The organism is Paenibacillus lutrae (assembly GCF_009757775.1).
Taxonomy (GTDB): domain Bacteria; phylum Bacillota; class Bacilli; order Paenibacillales; family NBRC-103111; genus Paenibacillus_F; species Paenibacillus_F lutrae.
On sequence record NZ_RHLK01000009.1, the window covers coordinates 96,823 to 119,860 of the forward strand.

Below are 23,038 nucleotides of genomic sequence, written 5' to 3' on the forward strand. Positions count from 1 at the left end.
ATTTGGCAGGGAGTGTGGGAGAGTTGGAAGGGTGGAAAAGCAAGTTTACAAAGAAATGGCTGCCCGTTGCACTGGGCATCTCGCTACTGGCTTTGCCCCGGTCTGTATATGCGGCGAATCCAGTGTTTCAGGATGGGGTCCATTATTATGCGGGTTCATACATTTATGAGGTCGAGACCGCTGATGTGAATGCCGACGGGCTGGCAGATGTGATCGCACTGAAGCATCTGGATAACAAGGTTGCGGTTCTGCTGGGTCAGGGAGACGGCTCGTTCCTGCCGCAGGCGGACACGGGGGTCGGGATTAATCCGAGAGGAGCCGCAGTCGCAGATTTGGACGGGGATAGCCGTGCGGATTTGGCTGTTACCAGCACGAGTGATGACACGGTGAGTATTTTGAAAGGAGCCGGGGACGGGACGTTTCAGGTCGTCGGTACTTATCCCGTTGGAGATTATCCGATTGGGGTAGAGGCGGCGGATTTGGATGGCAACGGCATCATGGACCTGGCGGTGGCCAATAATTCTTCGAATTCCGTGTCGATTCTGCTTGGAACGGGGGGCGGGAATTTTGCGGCAGCGGTACATATTCCGGTGGGGAATTTACCCCGCAGTCTGATCGTGGCGGACATGAACGGGGACGGAGCTAAAGATCTAGCCGTCGCAAATTCGGGATCTGACACGGTCAGTATCCTGACGAACGATGGAAGCGGATCGAATTACACCGCAGCGGTCTATGCTTCCGGCATGTCACCTGAAAGGATCGAAGCGGCTGACTTCAATGGGGACGGCCTGCTGGACTTGGCATTTGTCGCGAATGGAGACCATGGAGTCACTGTGCTCCTCGGAGCTGGCGGAGGTGCGTTTAACCCGCCCGCTTTGTACGGGACAGAAACCTACCCGCTCGATTTTGCGCTAGGGGATTTTGACGGCGATGGTGTAGTGGATATTCTCGGTCACCGGTCCATTCTTTTAGGCAATGGAGACGGGACGTTTCGGCCGGCTCTGAACTATTATTTTGGCCAGAATATCCCCCATCTTACGACTGGGGAATTCAACGGGGATGGCCGTTCAGATCTTGTAATGGCGGGCAGCGATGGCTTATACGTGTTCAAGAGCAAGGGTGAAGGGACGCTGTCGTTCGGCGTAGGGGCTTTTGAAGCGAACGAAGATGCTGGAACGGCGACTCTTACGGTTAAAAGGACGGACAGCAGTGAAGGCCAGGTCCGGGTCCGGATTCAAACCTTTGATGGAACGGCAGCTGCGGGAAAAGATTATACCGCGGTTGACGATGTCCTTGTATTTAAGAATGGAGAAACCAGCAAGACTTACGGCATTCCCGTGCTGGACAACCCTGTCTACGAAGGAGACCGGACTTTCAGCGTAAAGCTGAGCGGCCCTGGGAACGGTGCCGTGCTTGGCACATTAACGGAGGCGGTTGTGACCATCCGTGAGGATGATGCAGTGCCGGATACGACTCCGCCTGTCGTGGATATATCCAAATTCAGCGTCGTAGATAACTATTCGGGCACCCCGGATCAGTTATATGGCGCAGCAGGTTCAGTTGGTGAAGCGGGAGCGGCAGTGAAGGCTTATCTGTGGCAGGATACCGATGGAGACGGCACGGTGACGGCAGCTGAACTCGGCAGCCCGCTAGAGCTTGGCGCCAGTCTTGCGGACGGCTCGACGGCAGCTGCAGACATCGGTGATCTGGCGCCGGGAAGCTACGCGTTCGTGATCACAGCGTCGGATGCGGCGGGCAACGAATCGGCCCGGATTGCAGGCTCCGCAGCGGTTGTGACGCTGGTTAAGGCAGCTGCCGCGGATGTGGCAGAGCCCGTCTGGCCTGCCGGCAGCGCGCTTGCCTTTAGCGAGCTCACTACAGGCAGTGTGAGCGTGGCCTGGCCCGCAGCTGCTGATCTTGCAGGTGTCAGCAGCTACGAGGTCTATAGGAACAGCACGCTGCTGGCCACGGTTAGCGCCGATACATACAGCTACAAGGCAAGCGGTTTGTCAAGCGATACGGCGTACTCGTTTGCCGTGAAGGCCTTGGACGCAGCGGGTAACAGCAGCACGGAACTGGCTGGGAGCGTAATAACCGCACCTGTAACTTCTTCCGGCTCAACCGGTTCTTCGTCTTCGCTTTCTTCGGAAAACAGGCTGAATGAACTGAGTTTGCGGGCCGGGGAGCAAGCGGTCTCCCTTACGCCGCAATTCCAGCCGGGCGTTAGCGAGTATACCGCGTCAGTCCGGGCAGATCGTGTTGTGATCCGCTACGAAGCGGTAGATTCGTACGCCCAAGTAATGATGAACGGACAAACGTCTGCAGGCCGGGAGTTTACGGCTTCTTTGAAAGAAGGAAGCAATGAGTTCAGAGTAGTTGTGCAAGCGGAGGATGGGTCCAGCCGTGAATACAAGCTGACGATCATCCGTGAACCTTCCGCTGGTCCGGGACCTGTTCCCGGCACGAAACCGGACCCGGGCACCAAGCCTGACCCCGGACCCGGAACAGAACCGGGAGAGGGAACGAAGAATCCTTTTGGCGATATTGCCGGACACTGGGCAGAAACGGATATCGCCCGGGCTTATTCTCTGGGCCTCATCGAGGGATATGAGTCCGGCAAGTTTAAACCGGACGGGACGATCAACCGCGCCGAGTGGCTTGTTATGCTGGAGCGGCTGCTGAGGGATGATGCCGATGCAGCGCCTAAGCCAGTGTTCGCGGATGGGGATGTGATCCCCGTGTGGGCGCAGCAAGCGGTAAGCGCCGCAGCAGCCAAGGGCATCGTGACTGGCTACGCCGATGGGACGTTCCGCGCGGAGCGGTCTGTCACTCGCGCGGAGCTTGCCGTCATGCTAGCCAAGAGCATGAGCTGGCCGGCTGCCGCAGGCACAGCATCCGCTTTTGCCGATGAGGGGGACATTCCCGGCTGGGCCAAGTCGTCTGTAGAGGCGGCGGTTGAGCATGGAATCATCAACGGCCGCAGCGGCAATCGTTTTGAACCGGATGAGACGGCGACTCGGGCGGAAGCGGTTGTACTGCTTGTCCGTTTGGAAAAGCTGCTGAACCAGTAGGTTCCGCTTCCGCTTCCGCTTCCGGACCCCCCTGCCCCGGCCCTTTTCCGGGCCCCGGGTACATAGATTTAGTGCGGGTGCTGCAATCCCATGCTGCTCCTAATTCGGTTACAATAACAACCCGAGTCATAAGGGCTCCGCCTATCTGGATACAGCTTCACAAACCGGAGCAGAGGCTTGGAGACTGGCATGATCGGACTATGAAACACAAAGCCAGCAGAGATCAACGATCTCTGCTGGCTTATTTTATCGGATGAATGATTCAGATTGAAAGCAAGTCTTCCGGCGAACGAACCGCCTTGCTCTACAGAGCTCTTGATTGGAGGTTGCCGGTTTAAAAAATCAGGCGATTCGTGATCAGATCAATGACAAGTGATCGTCCCACAACTCAATGTTCAAGCCGGCAGCTTTTTATTGGATGAAGATGCCGCTGTCTGCCGTTATCCCCGTTAGTTACTAGTTACCGGACTGGCCGGCTGTCTGCTCTCTGCCTGGACACCCCGATCGGGGCTGCTACTTCGCATCCAGAATCCGCAGCAGCACGACAACGGCTTCCGCACGAGTCGTCGGGGCCAGCGGCGCAAAGGTGTTGTGATCCCGGCCCTGAATGAACCCGCGCTGCTGAGCTGCGGCGATATATCCTCCGGCCCAGACTGGAATAGTGTCCGCATCTGCATACAAAGTCTGAAGCTGCCCGGCAGAAACCGGCATCAGTTTCGCGGCTCTGGCTGCCATGGTGATCATTTCGGCGCGGGTTACCGGCGCATCCGGGCGGAAGGTACCATCCTCATAACCGCTGATAATGCCGCTTTGACTAGCCATAGCTATATCCTGAGCGGCCCAGCCGGGGATACTTGGCTGGTCTGCGAAGCGGTGGCGGACGCCGGACGCTGTCTGCTGAGCATAAGCGTCCCCATAGGCGCGGGCTAGCATGACGACGAACTGGGCGCGCGTGACAGGCTCAGAAGGCTGGAACGTCCCGTCTTCAAATCCATTGACGATGCCGCAGTCCGCAGCTTTCCTCACTTCATGATCCGCCCAATGGCCGGACATATCGCTGAAAGCAGCGGTAGAAGAGGAAGCCGGGCTGCAGCTTGGCTCCGGTGGACCGGAAGGACCATCGGGAAGATCCGGCTTGCCTGGTGTCACGGGAATTTCAGGCGTCACCGGGATTTCCGGTCCGGGGGGTTGCCCGGCCGGTTCTCCCGGTGAACTGCCGCCTGATCCGGAATCGGATAAACGGTTTACTATAACCGTGTAGATCTCCTGAGTCAACTGATCCGGCGCAGTAACCGTAACAGTAATACGGTTAGAGCCGGCTCTCAGAGCTATCCGCTCGGAAGGCTGGCCGTTTACGGCAGCGATGCCGTTCACCAGGATACGGGCATCGGGATCATAGACCGAGGCGGTGACAGTTGTGCTTTCTTTTCCGTAGCTGACGGTCATCTCGTAAGTCTTGGTGCTGCTGCTGAAAGCAGGATTCAGTTGTCCGCCCGAAAGCTCAAGTCCGGTTAATCCTGCGTTAGAGCCTGGTTCGCGGGTAACATCGATGACGTAGGACTGGGTGCTGATGCCGTCTTGGGCCGTTACGGATACCGTAATAGGGTTGGCTCCAATCTTTAGCGGGATCCTGCTGGAAGGCTGCCCGCTTATAACCGGCTGCCCATTGATGGTTATGGCTGCATTCGGGTCATACACCGAAGCGGTCACGGATGTGCTGGCCGTTTCGTTCCCGACCGTGACCCGGTAGTGGACCATGCCGCTGTCGAAGCCGGGTTCAAGGATGCCCTCCGAAAGCTCCAGGCCGCTTAACGTAACATTCGAGCTTGGCGCACGGCTGACTTCAATCTGGTAGGATTGTACAGCTGCGCCGTCTTGGGCGGTCACGGTTACGTTAATGTGATTGGAACCCACGTCGAGATCGACCGGAAGGCTTCCTTGCGGACCTGCGAATGGAATGCCGTTGATCCGGACAGAAGCGTCCAGGCTGATGGCTTTTGCACTCACCGTTAAGGCGTACACATCATTTGTGACAGTAGCGGTATAGGATGTAACCGCTCCGTCAAAATGGGGAGTCAGCACACCGGGGCTTACGCTTAATTCGCTCAAACCCGCCTCGCTGGAAGCGGCTCTCGTAACCGTAACCGTATACGGCTGAACGGTCGCTGCGTCTTGTGAGGTCACTTCAACGGTGAACGTTTGCGCACCGACTTGCAGGTCAACCGGATTAACGGCCGGCAGGCCGTTGTGCAGAATGCGCACAGATGCGTGAGGCTCGGCCGGTACCGCTGTGATAGAGGTAGCCGTAACCGCAAAAGGAACTTGTGCGGTGTAGTGGTAAGTCGAGCCCGTAACGGTCTCGTTCAAGGTTATTCCGCTGAGCTGCAAAGTCTGAAGCTCGGCATTGGAGGAAACGATGGTGAACGTGCTGTCTGCCGATAGCAGGCTTGTATTGCCTGCCGCATCGGTCGCCTGTACATTCACTTTATGCGTGCCTACGGATAAGAGGGCCGCAGGAACATAGTTCCATCTGCCGATGTTGTCGGCAATCACTGACGAGGCATATGCGCCATCCAGATATACACTCACCGTGACGCTTGCCTCTGAGGTCCCTGTGAAGGTTGGCCTCGAGACGTTCGTTACGGAACCGTCAGCCGGTTCTAGGACGAAGGGGGCTGCGGGAGCTTTCGAATCAACGTTGAAAGAAACTTCCGGCGAGAAAAAGCTCACATTGCCCGCCGCATCGGCTGCTTGAGCTTTGACGACATGCAGTCCTTCCCGAAGCGGCGCGGATGGTGTATAGGACCATTTCCCGTTCGCGCCGGCAATTACGGTGATAACGGCTCCGCCATCTATCTCAAGGCCGACAATGGCATCAGCTTCTGCTTGGCCTGTGATCTCCGGTCTGGAGCTGTTCACAAGCATACCGCCCGGCGGTGCGGTAATGACAGGTGCTGCAGGAGCTTGAGTATCGATTTGAATGGTTATTTCAGAGGACAAAGGACTGCTATTTCCTGCACGATCTCTGGCTTCTGCTTGAAGAGTATGCTTCCCGTCTGCAAGCGGCGATGCAGGCGTGTAGGTCCAAGCTCCGCTGCCATTCGCTGTTACTGTCTCAGCTTCGCTTTTATCCAATAAGATGCGGATACGGGCTCCCGCTTCACTGGTTCCCGAGTATAGCGGCCGTGCCTGATTGGTTACTGTGCCGTCCTGCGGCGTCAGCGCGATAGGAGCGGCAGGAGCCTTTGTATCGATCGTCCATGTGACAGCAGCGGAAGCGGGACTGATGTTGCCCGCAGTATCGGCTGCGAATGCCTGGAAGCTGTGTATACCGTCAGGTAATGCAGAAGTGAATGTATACGTCCATATTCCGCTGCCGTTTGCCGTAACCGTCCCGACAGCTTTCGCATCCAGATACAAGGTGACGGAAGCGGCCGCTTCGGTTTGGCCTGAAACGGTCGGTCTGGCGTTATTAAGAACATCGCCGTCGGCCGGAAGGGCAATGACCGGAGCCGATGGGGCTGCCGTATCCACGGTAAAAGCCAGCGCGGTGCTGCCCGGGCTGCTATTGCCTGCCGCGTCAGCAGCCGAAGCCGTTACCGTATGTACGCCATCGGCAAGCAGGGTAGATGGCGTTAAGGTATACTTGCCTGTACCATCCGCTTTGACTGGCGGCAGTGCAAGGCCGTCTATCCGGATCGTAACGCTGGCGTTGGCTTCAGCCGTACCGGAAATGGACGGTTTATTGGTGCCCAGCAGCGCATTTTGCACCGGAGTAAGGATGACAGGAACTGCCGGTGCCGTACGGTCTATCGAGACGGAGGCAGTGGCAGATGGGCCGATGTTACCTGCATGATCGATCGTTCTTGCGCTGATGGCGGTCTGGCCTTCAGCCGTAATCTTGAGGCTGCCGGTGTAGCTTGTCCAGCCGAGTGTTGTGGCTCCCGCCAAGCTGTATTCGGTGCGGTTAACCCCGGCCCCGCCGGTATCCGTTCCTGCCGTGATCGTGACAGGTACGCTGGCGGCGGAGGTCCATGTCGCCTCCGCCGGCGTTATCCCTGGTGCTGCGGGCGCTGAGCGGTCTATCGAGATGACAGTCTCCGGGAGGGCGCTCCTATTCCCGGCATTGTCGGTCGTTCTGGCACGGACAGTGGTCTGCCCTGGGGCGGTAACAGCCAGTGGTCCCGTATAGGTTGTCCACCCCTGTGTTGTGGCCCCGGACAGGCTGTATTCCGTTATCTTGATGCCCGAACCACCTCCGTCTGTGCCCGGCTTGAGAGTAACCGGGACACTGGCTGCTGAAGTCCAGGCTGTCGTGCCCGGAGTCAGCACAGGCGGATCGGGTATGGTTTTATCTAACCGTACCGTTGTTTCCTGGACCGCGCTCTTGTTGCCCGCATGGTCTATTGTTCTTGCAGATACGGTGGTCACACCCTCCGCCGATATGTGAATAGATCCCGTGTAAGCGGTCCAGTCCAGCGAGGCTGCCCCCGCCAAGCTGTATTCGGTCCGGTTCACCCCTGACCCGGCGTCTGACCCGGGCGTAATTGTCAACCGGGCATCTGCCGACTGCCATGAAGAGGAAGACGGGCTTATGGCAGGAGCTGCCGGTAAGGTCCGGTCTATTTTCACCTCAGCTGCTGATGTTCCGCTGATATTGCCGGCAAGGTCTATGACTCTTGCATGGACGGTAGTCAGGCCCTCTCTGGAAACCGATACGGGTCCGCTGTACGTTGTCCATCCTTGTGTCGTGGCCCCGGACAGGCTATACTCCGTCCGGTTGACGCCAGATCCGCTGTCCGCTGCTCCAGTGACCGTTACTTGGACTGTGGCAGCGGGAGTCCATGCGGATACAGCGGGATTCACCACAGGTGAGGAAGGGGCCGTTGTATCCACTTTAACGACCGCTGCCCCGGACCCGCTAACATTGTTAGCCTGGTCAATGGTTCTGGCGCTTACCGTTGTTTGTCCTTCGGCACTTATCGTCAGCGGTCCGGTATAGGCTGTCCATCCGAGTGTCGCTGCTCCCGCCAAGCTGTATTCGGTCCGGTTCACCCCGGATTCTGCGTCTGTTCCCGGCGTAACGTTTACCGTGACGTTTGACTTGCTCCACGAGGTTGTTACCGGTACAACAGCAGGGCTGGACGGAGAAGTTCTGTCGATGGAGATGACTGCGTTGCCGGAGGGACTGATGTTGCCCACGTTATCGACGGTTCTGGCAATGATCCTTGTGATGCCGGCTGCTTTTACAGTTACGGGTCCTGTGTAAGCCGTCCAGTCCAGCGTTACGGCTCCCGCCAAACTGTACTCGGTCCGGTTTACCCCGGACCCCCCCGTATCCTTTCCGCCTGTGACCGTTACAGTCACATCGGTCGCTGACCATGCGGGAGCCGAAGGATGAATGGAGGGAGCGGTCGGCCCGGTCCGGTCTATTTGTGCGGCAGCCGTTGTTACGGCACTGATATTGCCGGCGTTATCCACTGTTCTCGCGAGGATCGTCGTCCGTCCTGAGTTTGTAATCGTAATGAGGTCGCCGCTGCTGTAAGGTGTCCAACCTAACGTTGTAGCTCCGGACAAACTGTACTCGGTCCGGTTCACACCCGATTCTGCATCTGTTCCCGGGACGAGGGTCACATTCGCGTCTGAGGCGGTCCAATCCGCTGTTACTCCTGTAATAAGGGGAGCGGTAGGCGCATTAAAATCAAAGGACAGTTTATACACGGTGGAATTCAGCTCATAATTCTGGTCGTAGCCTCCCATCACATATACATGACTGCCGCTTAAGATTAGCTTGGCATCCGTTAAATTTTTGGGCGTTGGGTTATCCTGTGTCCATGTATCGGTGGCCGGGTCATACAAATAGAAATTGTGATCTCCCATGACCAGTACTTTACCGTCGGGCAGAGTGACTTGAGCATGTCTGAAAAAAAGATCGTTACCGCTGTACGGTAACCGTGCAGCTTTAGTCCAGCTGTTAGCTGAAGGATCATAAATGTAGGAGTCAAACAGGTAGATATAACCGCCCAGCCCTCCCGTTACTAGAACCCGGCCGTCCTTCAGGGTGCTTTGCGCCCCCTCGTAGATCCCGACAGGATAAGGAGCGGCTGCATCCCAGCGGTTTGCCGCCGGATCATAGAGATAAGCATCTTTATAGAGGGTGCTGCCGTTAGGAGAATAGATGGAATCCGCTCCTCCGACGATGAGTACCCGTCCGTCCGGCAACGTACTCTGAGTATTACCGAGTATGTTTTTGGGCAGAGTAGCGGCATTGGTCCAAGCATTCGTGAACGGACTGTAGATCCGGACCAAATTATTATAGGCATAGCCCACGCGGTTAACGAAATTGTTTCCACCGGTTACGAATACCCGTCCGTCCTTCAACATGGATTGTTCGTGATAGGCCACCTCCAGAGCAGGGGCATAAGAAGACCAGGAGAGATTGGCTGGATTGAATGCATAGGAGTGGCTGGAATACTTATCCCTGCCGCTCTGCTGCCCCCCCGTCACTAGAATGCTGCTGCCGCCAAGCATAGGACCGGCCGAGATCCCTTCTATCGGCTCGGGCAGATTAGCGGAAGCAGGCAGCGGCTCTATAATTACAGCTGCTTGGGCCCTTTCGCTCCAACCGCTCAGCAGTCCGACTGCCAGGGTAAGAGTCCCTAGCAATCTGCGTAATATTGTATGCATGAAATGCCGATCACTCCTCTACGAAATTCTCTTGTCAGGTCACAGAATGGATGTACATTTCCTAGATTGACCGTTATTCTGATAGAGTAGCAGATGGTTTATACGTTGAATATTAACTTTGGTTAACTTGATTATAAAAAATAAAGAATGTTCGATATATGGAGGCGGAATGATACATTCATCGGAGTCTATTATTCTAAGGACCAAAACTAGCATTCCCGCACTTAAGCCAAATTGGGTCCAGAGGAGACGCCTGGTTGAGGTGCTGGAGAAGGGGACAACCGGGCGTCTGACCACTCTGTGTGCACCTGCAGGATCCGGCAAAACGACTCTGCTCGCCCAGTGGATTCATAGCAGCGGCTGCCGCAGTTCCTGGTGTTCACTGGACAGCAGGGATAATGATCCGCTGCGATTCTGGCGTTATGTCTGTCATGCACTAACCGATGCCGCCTCACCGGCCGCTTCAGTCCGTATCCGTGAGTTGTCGCAGGCTTTGCCGGGATTGTCCCTTCCGGTCTTTCTCGATGCCGTCCTTAACGAGCTTGCGGCTCTGGAAGAAAGGCTTATTCTCGTTATAGATGATTACCAGGTCATTAGAGAAGATAGCATCCATGCCAATATGGCCTATTTCATTGACTATTTGCCGGATTCTGTCCATTTGATCTTCTCCAGCCGGATTGAGATTCCTTTTTCTACGGTTAAGTGGATTTCCCGCGGAGAATGTACCGAAATCAATGCCGGGACAATTCCGTTCACTTTGGAGGAAACCTTCGACTTTTACCATCGTTCATCCGATCTTCCTTTAAAAACGGAGCATGTGCAAAAGCTCTTTCACCGCACGGAAGGTTGGGTGACGGGCCTGCAGCTGCTGGCTATTTCGCTGCGTTCGCAAAAGGATATAGATCTGTTTATTGAGCAATTTACCGGCAATCACCGCAATGTGGCGGATTATTTATTTCATGAAGTTCTCGGGGGGCTGCCGGAAGATATCCTGGAATTTGTCCTGCAAACCTCTTTGCTGGAGAGAATGGACGCAGATCTGTGCGATGCGGTGACAGGCCGGGACGATAGCGAGTCGATCCTCGACAAACTGAGGAACTGGAACATTTTCCTGGTTCCTCTGGACAATGATCAGGCCTGGTTTCGCTATCATCATTTGTTTGCACAGTTCGCACGCAGTTTTATGAAACGGAAAAAGCCCGGAGATGTGCCGGGGCTGAACCGTCATATCAGCGAGTGCTATGCCGGGCGAGGCTTATTGGATGAGGCGATCGAGTATGCGATAGCGGCGGAAGATTATAGTCTTGCCGATCGCCTCCTGGTCCAGCACCTTCCGGATGTATGGCAGCGGGGAGAGAGTGTTTCCTTGCTCCGCTGGTTTGATAGTGTGCCGGCCAGAATTGTTCGGACGCCGGAGATGCGTCTCTTGCACGGTTTTATTTTATTAGCGGCAGGTAAACTGGACCGTTCCGAGGCTGTGTTGAAGACCGTCGAAGCGGACCATGAGAACATGGAGGCGTCCGAGAGAAGAAGGCTTATCCTAAGCGGTCTTCTGTTTATGAAATCGAACCTGCTTTTCTATAGTGGGGAATATGAAGCCTGGTACCGGTTTGCGGACGGGATCAAGGACCGGTTTCTCCCCGAAAGTCCATTGTTCTATGGATTTAATTACAATCGCAGAGAGCCCTTCGTACGCCGGACTGAGTTTGGACTGAAAGGAGCTTTGTCCAGTGATACGGAAGTAATCGGCAGTCGATTTATCCAAGTGCTTGAATCAAAAGGGTGGCAGGATACCCTCATCACTCTCTATATGAATCAGACATTGGCGGAAGGCTATTATGAACTGAACCGTTTACAGGAAAGTCATGCGCTGCTTCTAAAAGTGGACCGCTCATCTGCAACGGGTCAAATACCGGGGTTATCTGTCCCGAACCGGCTGATGCAGGCCCGGCTGTATAAGGCCAGGGGTCAGCACCGGCTGGCTCACGAGACGATTGAGCAGGCCATCGAATCGGTCGTGAAGCAGCATCTCTCCGAGTCCCATTGGCTGCATTATCTGCGTGCTTATCAGATCAGATTGTACCTGATGGAGGGGAAGGTCTTGCAAGCGAAGAAGCTGGCAGGTTTGCTGCCGGGCTTCTCGCCCAAAGATAAGCCCGCTCTCCATCAGGAGTATGTCTATGGCACCCTGGCCCGCTTGCTTGGCGCGCAGCGCAGAGAGCAGGAGGCGCTGCATTTGCTGGACCTGCTCAAGCCTCAGGCGGCAAGGGAGGGGCAGTTGAGCGTTCTGATGGAGATCATCTTGCTTCAGGCCCTGTTTGAAGCTGAGCGAGGGCAATCTGCTTCTGCGCTCGGTTATCTTCATGAAGCGCTGCAGTTGGGGGAAGCGAATGGATATATCCGGAGCTTTGTGGACGAAGGGGCAGCCATAGGGGAACTGCTGCGCAAATACAGGGATCAGCGGATTTCCGCGGATGACTCGCAAGCGGGATTGTGTCCAGGGGCTGCCGGGGACGAAGTATCGCTTGTGTATGTAGATAGGCTTCTGGATAACTTTACGCCGCAGACCGCGGCTGCTCCCGCTCAGAACCGGCTCATCGAGCCGTTGACCCGCAGTGAATCGTCGCTGCTGGAACTGCTGGCGCGGGGCGCCTCCAACAAGGACATCGCGCAGGAGCTGACGTTATCGATCGGGACAGTCAAAGTCTATCTGTCCCGCATCTATGCCAAGCTTGGCGTTACTTCGCGCACGCAGGCTTTGATAGCGGCGAGGGAGCTGGAGCTTAAGACCGCTGATGGGAAGTATGGATGAACGGTATGCAAGAAAGTCTTTTTCATACATATCTGAGCTTCTAACAGAGACGGCCATTAAGGAGCTTGCCGCAGGCAGCTTCTTCCTCTTTACGCTCAAGTTTACGCTCAAGGCACAGAATGTTTAGATTTTGTTCAGTTTCGTTTGATACAGTATGTCCTATAGACTGGGGGACATATCATGAAGGTACTGATAGCAGACGATACGGCATTTATGAGAGCCATGATGCGCATGTTTCTGGAACAGCTGGACTGCGTGGTCGTAGGGGAGGCGAAGAACGGGAAGGAGGCGGTCGACTTGTACCATCTCCTGAAGCCGGATCTTGTGACCATGGATATTACCATGCCGGATATGGATGGGGTAGAGGCGGTCCGGCATATTAAATCAGCCGATTCTGACGCCAGAATCATTATGTGTTCCGCAATGGGACAGCAGCGGATGATTATGGAAGCGATTCGCACCGGGGCCAGCGATTTTATCGTAAAACCTGTACAGAAGGAACGGTTGCAGGAAGCGATAGAAAAGTTGTATCCGGGACACAAGCAGACACGGCTTATGGGGGAGGCTCACGGTTAGGCAGGGCAGAGTGCTGATCATGTGACAAATACCAAAAAGAAGGAACGCTCCTCAGCAACGGAGAGTTCCTTTTTTACTTTATGTGTATGCTTCTTATTTTTTTGCAAAGATTTTTTTATCGAAGAAGAGCAGGACGATAAACAAGGCAATCGCGATGAGCAGGATAACAGCGGGAAGAATGAAAGCCAGGAGCGTCGCCGTATTTCCGATTTTGTAGTAGAGAAGCATACCGAACGGCATAAGCCCGCCGCCGATGAGGCTCGTCCAAATATGCAGCTTGGCTATCTTAGTCATGCTGATCTCTTTCACTACATAATAGAACAAGCCGTAAGCAAACAGGGTCAGCCAGCCGACCACAAGGATATGGGCATGCACAGGAGTGAGGGATACATCGCTTCGGCCCGCCATGTCAGATCCGATCAAAGCTCCGATTAGGGAGTAGATGGCCGCAATGCGCATAAGCCATTTACTGTGATTTATCATATCAATTCTCTCCTAACAATGATTATCGTGAGTTACCTTACTAACTGTAAGCGAGAAAGATGAACGCAGCATGAACAAAATGTGAACGATACGTGACACCTTCGTTTCTGCTTTGCCGGTTAATTTTTGTGAATCATTTCTTTAACATATTGACTTCAAAAATAAGGATATGGTATATAAAAAGTAGGAATTAGCACTCATCTATTACGAGTGCTAATGGTTATGTCAGTGATTTTGACGTATACTTAAACTTGCAACCTTATAACTAACATGAATCCACTCTTATTTCTTATATCGAAAGGAGCTCCATTCTTTATGGCTAAGAAACAATTTAAGGCGGAATCGAAAAGATTGCTTGAAATGATGATTAATTCCATCTACACACAGAGGGAGATCTTTTTAAGAGAGCTTATTTCGAACTCAAGTGATGCTATCGACAAAATGTACTACAAAGCGCTTACAGACGAGAGTCTGGTGTTCAACAAAGAGGATTATTACATTAAATTGTCCGCGGACAAAGCAAACCGGACGCTGACCATCACGGATACAGGAATCGGCATGAGCAAAGAAGAGCTGGAGAACAACCTTGGCGTTATCGCTAAGAGCGGCTCCCTCGCGTTCAAGAAAGAAAACGAGTCCAAGGACGGGCATAACATTATCGGCCAGTTCGGGGTCGGTTTCTATGCGGCGTTCATGGTTGCGGATGTTGTTACCGTGATCAGTAAAGCGCAGGGCAGCGATGAGGCTTTCAAATGGGAGTCCAAAGGCGCGGACGGCTACACAATTGTACCGGCGGAGAAAGATTCCGTGGGTACCGAGATTACTCTGAAAATCAAAGAGAATACGGAAGATGATAATTACGATGAGTATTTGGAAGAATACCGCTTAAAGGCGATTGTTAAGAAATACTCCGACTTCATCCGTTACCCGATCAAAATGGATACCAAGAGTCAACGGCTTAAAGAAGACAGCGAAGATGAATTCGAGGAGTACCAGGAAGAACAAACCGTCAACAGCATGGTTCCGATCTGGCGCAAAAACAAGAGCGAGCTGACACAGGAAGACTACGACAACTTCTATGCGGAGAAGCGTTATGGCTTCGACAAGCCGCTTAAGCATATCCACATTAGTGCCGATGGTGCTGTCGTGTATCAGGCGATTCTTTTTATCCCCGAAAGTACGCCGTTTGATTACTACACGAAGGAATATGAGAAGGGACTGGAGCTGTACTCTAACGGCGTGCTGATCATGAACAAGTGCTCGGATTTGCTGCCGGATTACTTCGGTTTTGTCAAAGGTATGGTCGATTCCGAGGACCTGTCCCTGAACATTTCGCGTGAAATGCTCCAGCATGACCGCCAGTTGACCCTGATCGCCAAGAACATCAAGAACAAGATCAAAAGCCAGCTGCAAAGCCTGCTGAAGGACGAGAGAGAGAAGTACGAGAAGTTCTACAACGCGTTCGGCAGACAGCTGAAATTCGGAGTTTACAATGAGTACGGCATGCATAAGGACGTTCTGCAGGATCTGCTGATGTTCACTTCTTCCAAAGAGAAGAAACTCGTCACCCTGGATGAATATGTTGCGGCCATGCCTGAAGATCAGAAATACATCTACTACGCTTCCGGTCCTTCGATCGAGAGAATCGAGAAGCTTCCGCAAACCGAGATGGTCTCCGACAAGGGCTATGAGATCCTTTACTTCACCGATGATATCGATGAGTTCGCGATTAAGATGCTCATGACTTATAAAGAGAAAGAATTCAAATCGGTCTCCAGCGGCGACCTCGGAATCGAGCCCGATGCGGAGGACAAGCAAACCGAGGAAGAAGAGAACGACAACAAGGCTCTTTTCGAATCGATGAAAGGCATTCTTGCGGACAAAGTGAAGAATGTAAGAGCGTCCAAGCGCCTGAAATCACATCCGGTCTGCCTGTCTACGGAAGGCGAAGTGACCATTGAGATGGAGAAGATCCTGAAGGCAATGCCGAACGGTCAAGATGTTCAAGCCGATAAAGTGCTGGAAATTAACATCAACCATGAGGTATTCCAGTCCTTGAAGGATGCTTTTGAGAAAGATCAGGACAAGCTGAACTTGTACACGAACCTGCTGTACAATCAGGCGCTTCTGATCGAAGGCTTGCAGGTTAACGATCCTGTGGAGTTTACGAACAACATTTGCAAAATCATGGTGTAATTCATAGAGAAAAGAGCGAGTTTTTCCTCTTATGAGGAAGAACTTGCTCTTTTTTTATAACTAGTATCGAGCCTCTTTGATTGCGAAGCTTTCATCGGCATCATCAATGTATGTCTTTTATTAGTGTACATAAGATATCCAGCCGTTAAATTACATATTCGGCGTATAGGTAGTCGAGTTTGCAGTCGAGCCTGTTTGGTTGTTTCGCCGCTGTGTTTCATGAATTCCCATAATAACGGCAACGAGTTCAAAATTGCCCAGCTGTGATGATTCATTACGAAGCCGGAATGCCCCGCTCTGCAGCCAGCCGTTGGTTTGTTCGAATTCCGCTGCATGTTCTCCATATGAATCGAGAATAAGGTAGTGCTTGGAGAACATCGGCGATGTGATTTCATAGAGTCCGCGCGGACCTGCGTCATATTCGTATTTCTTAGAGAATAGCTTAAATTTGGGACGAAGTACACCGAGAGTCGTTCCTAAGCCGTCTGTCACCTCCCACTTACCGGAAAAAGACAGGAACCGGAACGAACCCCCACAAACTTTGCGTTCGTCCTGATTGTAAATATCAATCGAAGAACTGAATAAACTCTTCATGTCTAGCGTACCTGCATGCGAACCGTCGCTATTCATGATGGGACGTTTGCCTGTACTGAAGAAGTTCTCTGCAAAATACAGCTCCATTCTGAAAAGCCCCTTCCCCTATTTTGGAGTGTAATCATTTCCCATGAATACGCATAAGAGGTATGGAAGTTTCGGGATACTCAGTTCTACATGTTTATGTCCATATATAACCATGAGAATGTATAATAGGTATAAAGAACTATGTTCAGCGAATAGAGGGCTTTCAGTATTTTAAAGGAGCGGTATATAGTGGCTAGAACTTATTATGCAGAGGGTAGGAAATTTGCCTTTTTAGTCTGGGGGAATGCTTCATGAAGAATTTTGCTGAAGAAATGGTTTATTGGTATTTGAGATTTAACGGTTTTTCCCGATGTCTAATTTCGTTCTGCACAATAAAGACTTGGAAAGCCATCAAAATGCAGATGTAGATATATTGGCCGTAAGGCCGAAGTACGTAGATGAGGGCGTGGGTAGGGATCACAGAGATGAATGGCTGTTTAATCATTTTAATTTAGACAAAAATATTGGACTGATTTGTGAAGTGAAGTCCGGAAATCATTTCCGGTCTGAAATCTATATGGGCCGGGAAGATCGTTTGAAATATGCCTTGAAAAGAATTGGATTTTTTGGACCGGCCAAAACAACTGAATACAGTCAGAAATTAATTAATCAATCCGTAGTTGCGGGCAGGTACCACCAGGTAGGAAAAATTTTGTTTACTCATTATCCAAGGCAAGAACCTGGATTTATCTGTATTAATTTAGAGCAGGTTCAGAGCTTTCTGTTAGATAGGATTCAGCGCTTTCCGAATGAGAAAAGTGGGGCGAAATTATTTTTCGATTCAGAACTGCTGCAGTATATGATATGGAATTCTACCCGAAGATAACTACATAGAGCTATCCCGACAAAACGGACAAGCCCAGATGGGCTTGTCCGTTCCTCTTATCAATAAACCTGATACAAACCAACAGGACCGAGGCTTCCATAGGAACCTTGGAAGTCGCCTTTGACCACGTAGGTTCCCGGGGCCAGGTAGCCTACGTTTTTCTCTACCGGGCTTGGAACGGTAGGTCCGATCGCTACGGTGGTGGAGTAGACCGGACTCAACTGGCCAGATGGACCTTTGGAGTACAGCGTCAGTTGAACGGTCTCATTGGTAGAGCTCCACAGGCCAACGCTCAATTTGTAAGGCCCGGACTGGTAGGCATACAAATCGGGTGACGTTGCCGTATAAGCGGCAGATGCGCTTGTGGATAAGGCAAAGAAAGCGAAGAGGACCAATAGGATAACTTTTCTCATAAATTCACCTCCTTTCTAAAGGGGGTATTTTTCATCCAATTTACTGTATGAATTTATTATAAAATGAAAGATATTAACTAATTTTACAATTAAATTTATTCAACGTAAAGTGAAATTTATATTTATCCAATGGTTAAAAATGAGGGATCCATGAAGGAGAATCTGATTTTTCAGTAAAGAGGCAACCTTATTTGAAGATTGATAATATTCGTTTACAAAAACTTATAATTCTAAAAGATGGAAAATTAAGTTGTGAAGAAAAGAGCGCAAAAATGGAAGATTGCAACAGTATACAGCGAATGTATTCGCTTTTTTCGCTGATGTAAGAGTTTTACACTATTGGTAGGGTGAAATAAAATATATAAAAAGAGACATTTATGTAAACGAAAGAAGGTGAAGGCTCAAATCGGATAATGGGTTCCCTGCATCAAAAGCAAGCTGGTTTCACCGGATGTATAGAAAAAGAGACGGATAAAAAGGAGCAGGAGAGCATGCAGTATTTTTTATATGTGTCGACCTTGGTGTTTCTGATCTTTCAGCTGTTGTACATGTTCGTTCCCCTGCTGTTCAGCAAAGTGAAGAAGCTGGACGAGACGCTTGAGGAGAAAACGATCTCGGTACTGGTTCCCGCATACAATGAGGAGCTGACGATTAAGAACTGCATCGATGCGATGGAAGGACTCAAGTACAGCAATTATGAGCTCCTCATTATCAATGACGGATCCAAAGATGGGACCATGCACAAGCTGGACGAGCTTCTGTCCTTGATGCCCCATGACCGCGAAGCGGACGGAAAACTGGAATACAAGGCTGTCCGTGGAGTCTACAGATCCGTTCTTCATCCTCAAGTGTATGTGATTGACAAGAACAACGGGGGCAAGGCCGACTCGCTGAATGCGGGAATTGATTATGCCCAATCCGATATCGTCATTACGCTGGATGCGGATTCCATGCTGGAGACGCATTCCCTGCAATATGTAAATCAATATTTCCATGATCCTGATGTGATTGCGCTGGGCGGTACGGTGAAGATTGTCCAGGGTGCGGAGAAGAAAGACGGCGTCATCATGGAGAAGTTCACCGGCAAGGGGATTATCAAGAGCCAGATTGTCGGCTATATTCACGGTTTCTATGTGAGGAAGCTCACCCAATCCGTATTCAATTCGATTGTCGTCATCTCCGGCGCATTCGGTGCTTTTTACAAAGAGGTTCTGATCGACGTGAAAGGGTTCAGAAGTACGGTTGGCGAGGACATCGACATTACCCTCAAAATCCACGAATACATGAAGGCGAACCAGCTTCGCAAGAAGCTCGTCTATGCCCCGGAAGCGATCTGCTACACGGAATGCCCGGAGAATATGCCTAACTTCTATAAGCAGCGCATCCGCTGGCAGAAAGCTTTTATTGATTGCATTCTCATCTACTGGTCGGACTTGTCCAAGAAATTCAGTAAGGGCGTCAGTCTATTTTTCGCCATTGACGGGTTTGTACTGGGTACGCTGACGGCCTTTACGTCTATTTTCTTCCTTATTCAGGTTCTTCTGTCCGGCAAGAATATAGGGCTCGCATTGATTATGCTGTCTCTTTCGATTACCGTTAACGCGCTGCAAATTCTGGTTTCCCTCTATCTGTGCAAAAAATATGGAAGCACCTATTCGCTTCGCGATTATATCCATATGTTTCTGTTCAGCCAGTTTGAACTTCTCACTTACCGCAACGTACTGCTCTTTATTAATATTGTGGGAACGATCAAATATTTTGACAATGACGAGGGCTGGGGCTATGTAGAGCGCAAAGGGGTAGCTACGATTACAGGCAATGTGACCACCACGACTTAATAGGACTCGGACGGGATGAGGAGAACGGTTATGGACCCTATTCTAAAAACAAATCGCATTATTTACATCGATATACTACGGATTATTTCGATTCTCGCTGTTATTATTTTGCATATTACGGCCGATTTATTGACGAGAACCAATGACTTTGACACCACCTCCTGGTGGATCAGCAATATCTTTAACTCGGTGGCGCGCTTTGCGGTTCCGGTGTTTTTTATGATAAGCGGGGCCATGATCCTGCGGATTGAAGTGACTTCCTACAGACAATTCTACAGGAAGCGTGTACTGCCCCTGGTGATTCCGCTTGTGATCTGGTCGTTAATTTACGGCTTGTATAACCAGTACGTAATCCGGCAAAGCACGATGAACGCCTATGAATTTCTTATCGATTATGCTTATAAACTGGTCATGGACCAGAACTATATCCATCTCTGGTTTCTGTATGCGATCATCGCGATTTACATAACGGTTCCGCTGATTACCCGATTAGTTAAAGCGTGTACGGAGAAGGAGCTTCGCTATTACTTGATTCTCTGGTTTGTGATCAGCATCCTGTACCGCTTTGTATCGGATACGATTTTCCGGGTGACATCCGAAGGCATTTATGTACCGATCATGAACATTCCTTTGTTTATGGGGTATCTGGGGTATTTTATTCTCGGCTATTACCTGTTTCACTACAAAGTTTCCGTGAGGCTTAAAACCGTCCTGTATAACATCGGGATCATTTCCTTCTTTCTGACACCCATCGCCACTTATTTTGCCTCCCTCTACAGCGGGGTGCTGGACGAGATGTTCTATGGGAATTACTCGATCACGACCTTCTTTATGTCGGCGGGAATCTTTCTTTATTTTCAGGAAAAAGAACCGGTTATTAACGCACGGATTAACGATAAGGTGAAGAAGCTGATCAGCTCCTTCTCGAAGGCCAGCTTCAGTATTTATTTAGTTCATCTGCTTGTGGAAATCCTGGTGTCGAAAAGAAGCGAGCTTGAGAGCGGCCTGGTGGAAACCACACTCATGCATCTGTATAACCTCGGCGCCGTGTTTGCGGTCAGTTACATCGTCGTGAAGATTCTGAACCTCAGCAAAGTCGTGACGACAGTCTTATTCGGGGGGAGGGGGTAACGGCTATGAGAATCAGCTTAATAACCAAGCTTATTCTGGTTCTGCTGGTTGGCGGAATGGGAGCTTATCTGTATAACAATCAGCGTGCCGAGAGCAAAAAAATCAACTCCGTCTATATCGTACCGACCTGGGACAAGATCACGGAGGTTAAGTTCGCGGAGAAGAACATTGACGTCGCCTTCATTGCTTTTGCCCAAATCGATAAGAACCGTGTGTATTTTCATGAGGACAAGGCAGTGGACGGGGAGATCAAGGAGAATATCAAGACGCTCAAGAAGAATAACCCTCAAACACGCCTTGTGCTGGCTATCGGAGGATATGGCGCAGGTGGATTCTCGGATGCAAGTCTGGGAGAAAACAGGCGTGAATTCACGGACAACATTATCGCACTGCTCAAAGAACTAAATCTCGACGGCATCGATATTGACTGGGAATATCCGGCTTCGGATGCGTGGGGAACACAGGAATCGCGTCCGGAGGACACGCAGAATTTCACTCTTCTAATGAAAGAGCTGAGAGAAAAGATGAACCTGCTGCCGCATAAGAACAAGAAATATATTCTTTCTTTTGCCTCCGGCACACAGGACTGGTATTTCAAGAATGTCGAAGTCGAGACTGTACAGAAATATGTGGACTACATCAATCTGATGAGCTACGACTTGACGGGCAAATGGTCGGATACGACCGGCTATAACTCGAATCTATATGCCGATGCGGGTAATAAATCCGTTACGAGCGTAGATAAGATTATCTCCATGTACCTGGAGCATAATATCGATCCGCAGAAAATTCTTCTTGGCGTTCCGGCTTACTCGTACGGATGGAAGGACGTCAAAAGCGAGGGTGACGGCTCTTTCTCACCCGGTACTCCGATTGAGATCAACAAGGTTGATCTGAGCTATAAGGCTTTGGAGGAGGACTATTTCGATAAAAATGATTTTAAAAGATATTACGACGAACAGGCCAAAGCGGCCTACTTGTTTGACGGGGAAACCTATATCTCCTACGAGGATAAAGAAGCCTTGAAAGAGAAGATCGCCTATATCAAGGCCAAGAATTTGGGCGGCGCGATGGTATGGGAGTATTCTCAGGATAGCGAGGACGGGATTGTGAAGTACCTGGGAGATCATTTGAACGAGTGATCCCGAAGGGATGGTTGCGCCCGGGAGAAGACGCCGGCTCTATGGAGCCGGTGTTTTTGGTTGTTGTCGAAAAAAAGAGGTTTCACAGATACCTCAATGAAATTGTTTAAGTTAAGCAGCAATTCAACAATTTCATAAATTTTAGGGGGATTAATAGTTGATTAAGAAAGTATTTGTATTTAGTATGGCATGTTCTGTCTTAATGGCGGGATGTCAAAGTGAAGTGGTATCTGAAGAAAATAAAAAGCCTACAAAAACAGATACAATTGTTTCTCCGAGCTCTCAGCCGGCCGCATTACCAGCGACAGTACAGCCATCTCAACCCCCGCAATCTGAAATCCCGATATTATCCAAAACCGTTGGGTTAGGTGATACCCAAGAGGAAATGGAAAAGTATTACGGGAAGAATGAAAATACAGCTAATGAGACAATCCATACATATAAACAGAAAAGTATTGTTGTTATGTATGCAGATAAGGTAGCTACTAATATTACATTGGCATTCGAATCAACGAACAAACCACGCTGGAAAATGGAAGATGCATTAGCGGAATCACAGAATTATATTCCTGTTGATGCAGTTAAGGTGAAGGAATATAAGCTGGATGAAGAAAGGACTGTTGTTCAGTATGTAAGTAAGCAACTTGCTGAACGTTTAAAGGAATACTATGATTTTGGTAAAACACTTGGAAATGAAGACGAACCCGGAACGTTTATAGTAATTTTGAAGCAGGATCAAAAGGGGGTATTTGCGAGTATTATGGCTCCTGGTAGTAAGCCCTGAAATAAAACTTTTAAAGGAAATTTCGAATCACTGATGCTATTTGCATCAGTGATTTTTTTTAGATTCTTAATTTCTCATGAACCCACAAACTCCTTGTTCTATATAAATAAGTGATAAGCCGTGGGTTTTTACGCTTATGGAGAACGTGTTATTCAGTTCTGTGCGGTTCTGCATAACGTAGTGGGGCGGGGAGCGAAAGGTATTTCTAATAAAGATATTGGATAGGAACGTGTGTTTGTTTGTTTTGGATATATTTCGTATAATCAGATAGTAGCTGCCAAAATAATTCTGCTTCTCAACAATTTTATTGTCCGTTTTATTAAAAATAATAAGGGGTTCTAAGGCGTTTTTTCATGGAATATATCGTATAAATTTGTTTTTTAACACTAGATAGCGGA

General features: G+C 50.5%; 13 protein-coding genes. 9 read left to right on the forward strand and 4 right to left on the reverse strand.

The window, feature by feature from the left end; all coding sequences use genetic code 11:
• Positions 1-23: 23 nt before the first annotated feature.
• On the forward strand, positions 24-3,071 hold the full coding sequence (locus EDM21_RS16065) for an FG-GAP-like repeat-containing protein (protein WP_157337033.1): 3,048 nt from the start codon (positions 24-26) through the stop codon (positions 3,069-3,071).
• Between the two features lie 513 nt (positions 3,072-3,584).
• On the opposite strand, the gene EDM21_RS16070 is transcribed toward EDM21_RS16065, so the two are convergent.
• Positions 3,585-9,758: an OmpL47-type beta-barrel domain-containing protein gene (locus EDM21_RS16070; protein ID WP_157337035.1), complete on the reverse strand. Its 6,174-nt coding sequence runs from the start codon at positions 9,756-9,758 to the stop codon at positions 3,585-3,587.
• A 169-nt stretch (positions 9,759-9,927) separates the two neighbouring features.
• On the opposite strand from EDM21_RS16070, the gene EDM21_RS16075 reads away from it, so the two are divergent.
• The gene (locus EDM21_RS16075) at positions 9,928-12,570 is read left to right on the forward strand and encodes a LuxR C-terminal-related transcriptional regulator (protein ID WP_157337037.1); all 2,643 of its coding nucleotides are present in this window, start codon (positions 9,928-9,930) and stop codon (positions 12,568-12,570) included.
• 177 nt (positions 12,571-12,747) lie between these two features.
• The gene (locus EDM21_RS16080) at positions 12,748-13,146 is read left to right on the forward strand and encodes a response regulator (protein WP_166542057.1); all 399 of its coding nucleotides are present in this window, start codon (positions 12,748-12,750) and stop codon (positions 13,144-13,146) included.
• Positions 13,147-13,239: 93 nt separating this feature from the next.
• On the opposite strand, the gene EDM21_RS16085 is transcribed toward EDM21_RS16080, so the two are convergent.
• Entirely contained in the window at positions 13,240-13,629 is a 390-nt protein-coding gene (locus tag EDM21_RS16085; protein ID WP_157337041.1) for a hypothetical protein, read from the reverse strand.
• Positions 13,630-13,944: 315 nt separating this feature from the next.
• On the opposite strand from EDM21_RS16085, the gene htpG reads away from it, so the two are divergent.
• Complete coding sequence (gene htpG / locus EDM21_RS16090) at positions 13,945-15,825, forward strand: molecular chaperone HtpG (protein ID WP_157337043.1); 1,881 nt, start codon at positions 13,945-13,947, stop codon at positions 15,823-15,825.
• Between the two features lie 150 nt (positions 15,826-15,975).
• On the opposite strand, the gene EDM21_RS16095 is transcribed toward htpG, so the two are convergent.
• Positions 15,976-16,506: a hypothetical protein gene (locus EDM21_RS16095; protein ID WP_157337046.1), complete on the reverse strand. Its 531-nt coding sequence runs from the start codon at positions 16,504-16,506 to the stop codon at positions 15,976-15,978.
• A gap of 310 nt (positions 16,507-16,816) precedes the next feature.
• Between EDM21_RS16095 and EDM21_RS16100 the strand changes: the two genes are divergently transcribed.
• Positions 16,817-17,332, forward strand: coding sequence for a hypothetical protein (locus tag EDM21_RS16100; RefSeq protein WP_157337048.1), 516 nt, complete (start codon positions 16,817-16,819; stop codon positions 17,330-17,332).
• Between the two features lie 59 nt (positions 17,333-17,391).
• On the opposite strand, the gene EDM21_RS16105 is transcribed toward EDM21_RS16100, so the two are convergent.
• Positions 17,392-17,745: a hypothetical protein gene (locus EDM21_RS16105; RefSeq protein ID WP_157337050.1), complete on the reverse strand. Its 354-nt coding sequence runs from the start codon at positions 17,743-17,745 to the stop codon at positions 17,392-17,394.
• A gap of 491 nt (positions 17,746-18,236) precedes the next feature.
• On the opposite strand from EDM21_RS16105, the gene EDM21_RS16110 reads away from it, so the two are divergent.
• From EDM21_RS16110 to EDM21_RS16125, 4 genes are all read left to right on the forward strand, one after another.
• Positions 18,237-19,583, forward strand: coding sequence for a glycosyltransferase family 2 protein (locus EDM21_RS16110; RefSeq protein WP_157337052.1), 1,347 nt, complete (start codon positions 18,237-18,239; stop codon positions 19,581-19,583).
• Between the two features lie 30 nt (positions 19,584-19,613).
• Entirely contained in the window at positions 19,614-20,714 is a 1,101-nt protein-coding gene (locus tag EDM21_RS16115; protein ID WP_157337054.1) for an acyltransferase, read from the forward strand.
• 5 nt (positions 20,715-20,719) lie between these two features.
• On the forward strand, positions 20,720-21,856 hold the full coding sequence (locus tag EDM21_RS16120) for a glycoside hydrolase family 18 protein (protein ID WP_157337056.1): 1,137 nt from the start codon (positions 20,720-20,722) through the stop codon (positions 21,854-21,856).
• A 157-nt stretch (positions 21,857-22,013) separates the two neighbouring features.
• Positions 22,014-22,640, forward strand: a complete 627-nt coding sequence (locus EDM21_RS16125; protein ID WP_157337058.1) for a hypothetical protein — start codon at positions 22,014-22,016, stop codon at positions 22,638-22,640.
• Positions 22,641-23,038 lie beyond the last annotated feature (398 nt).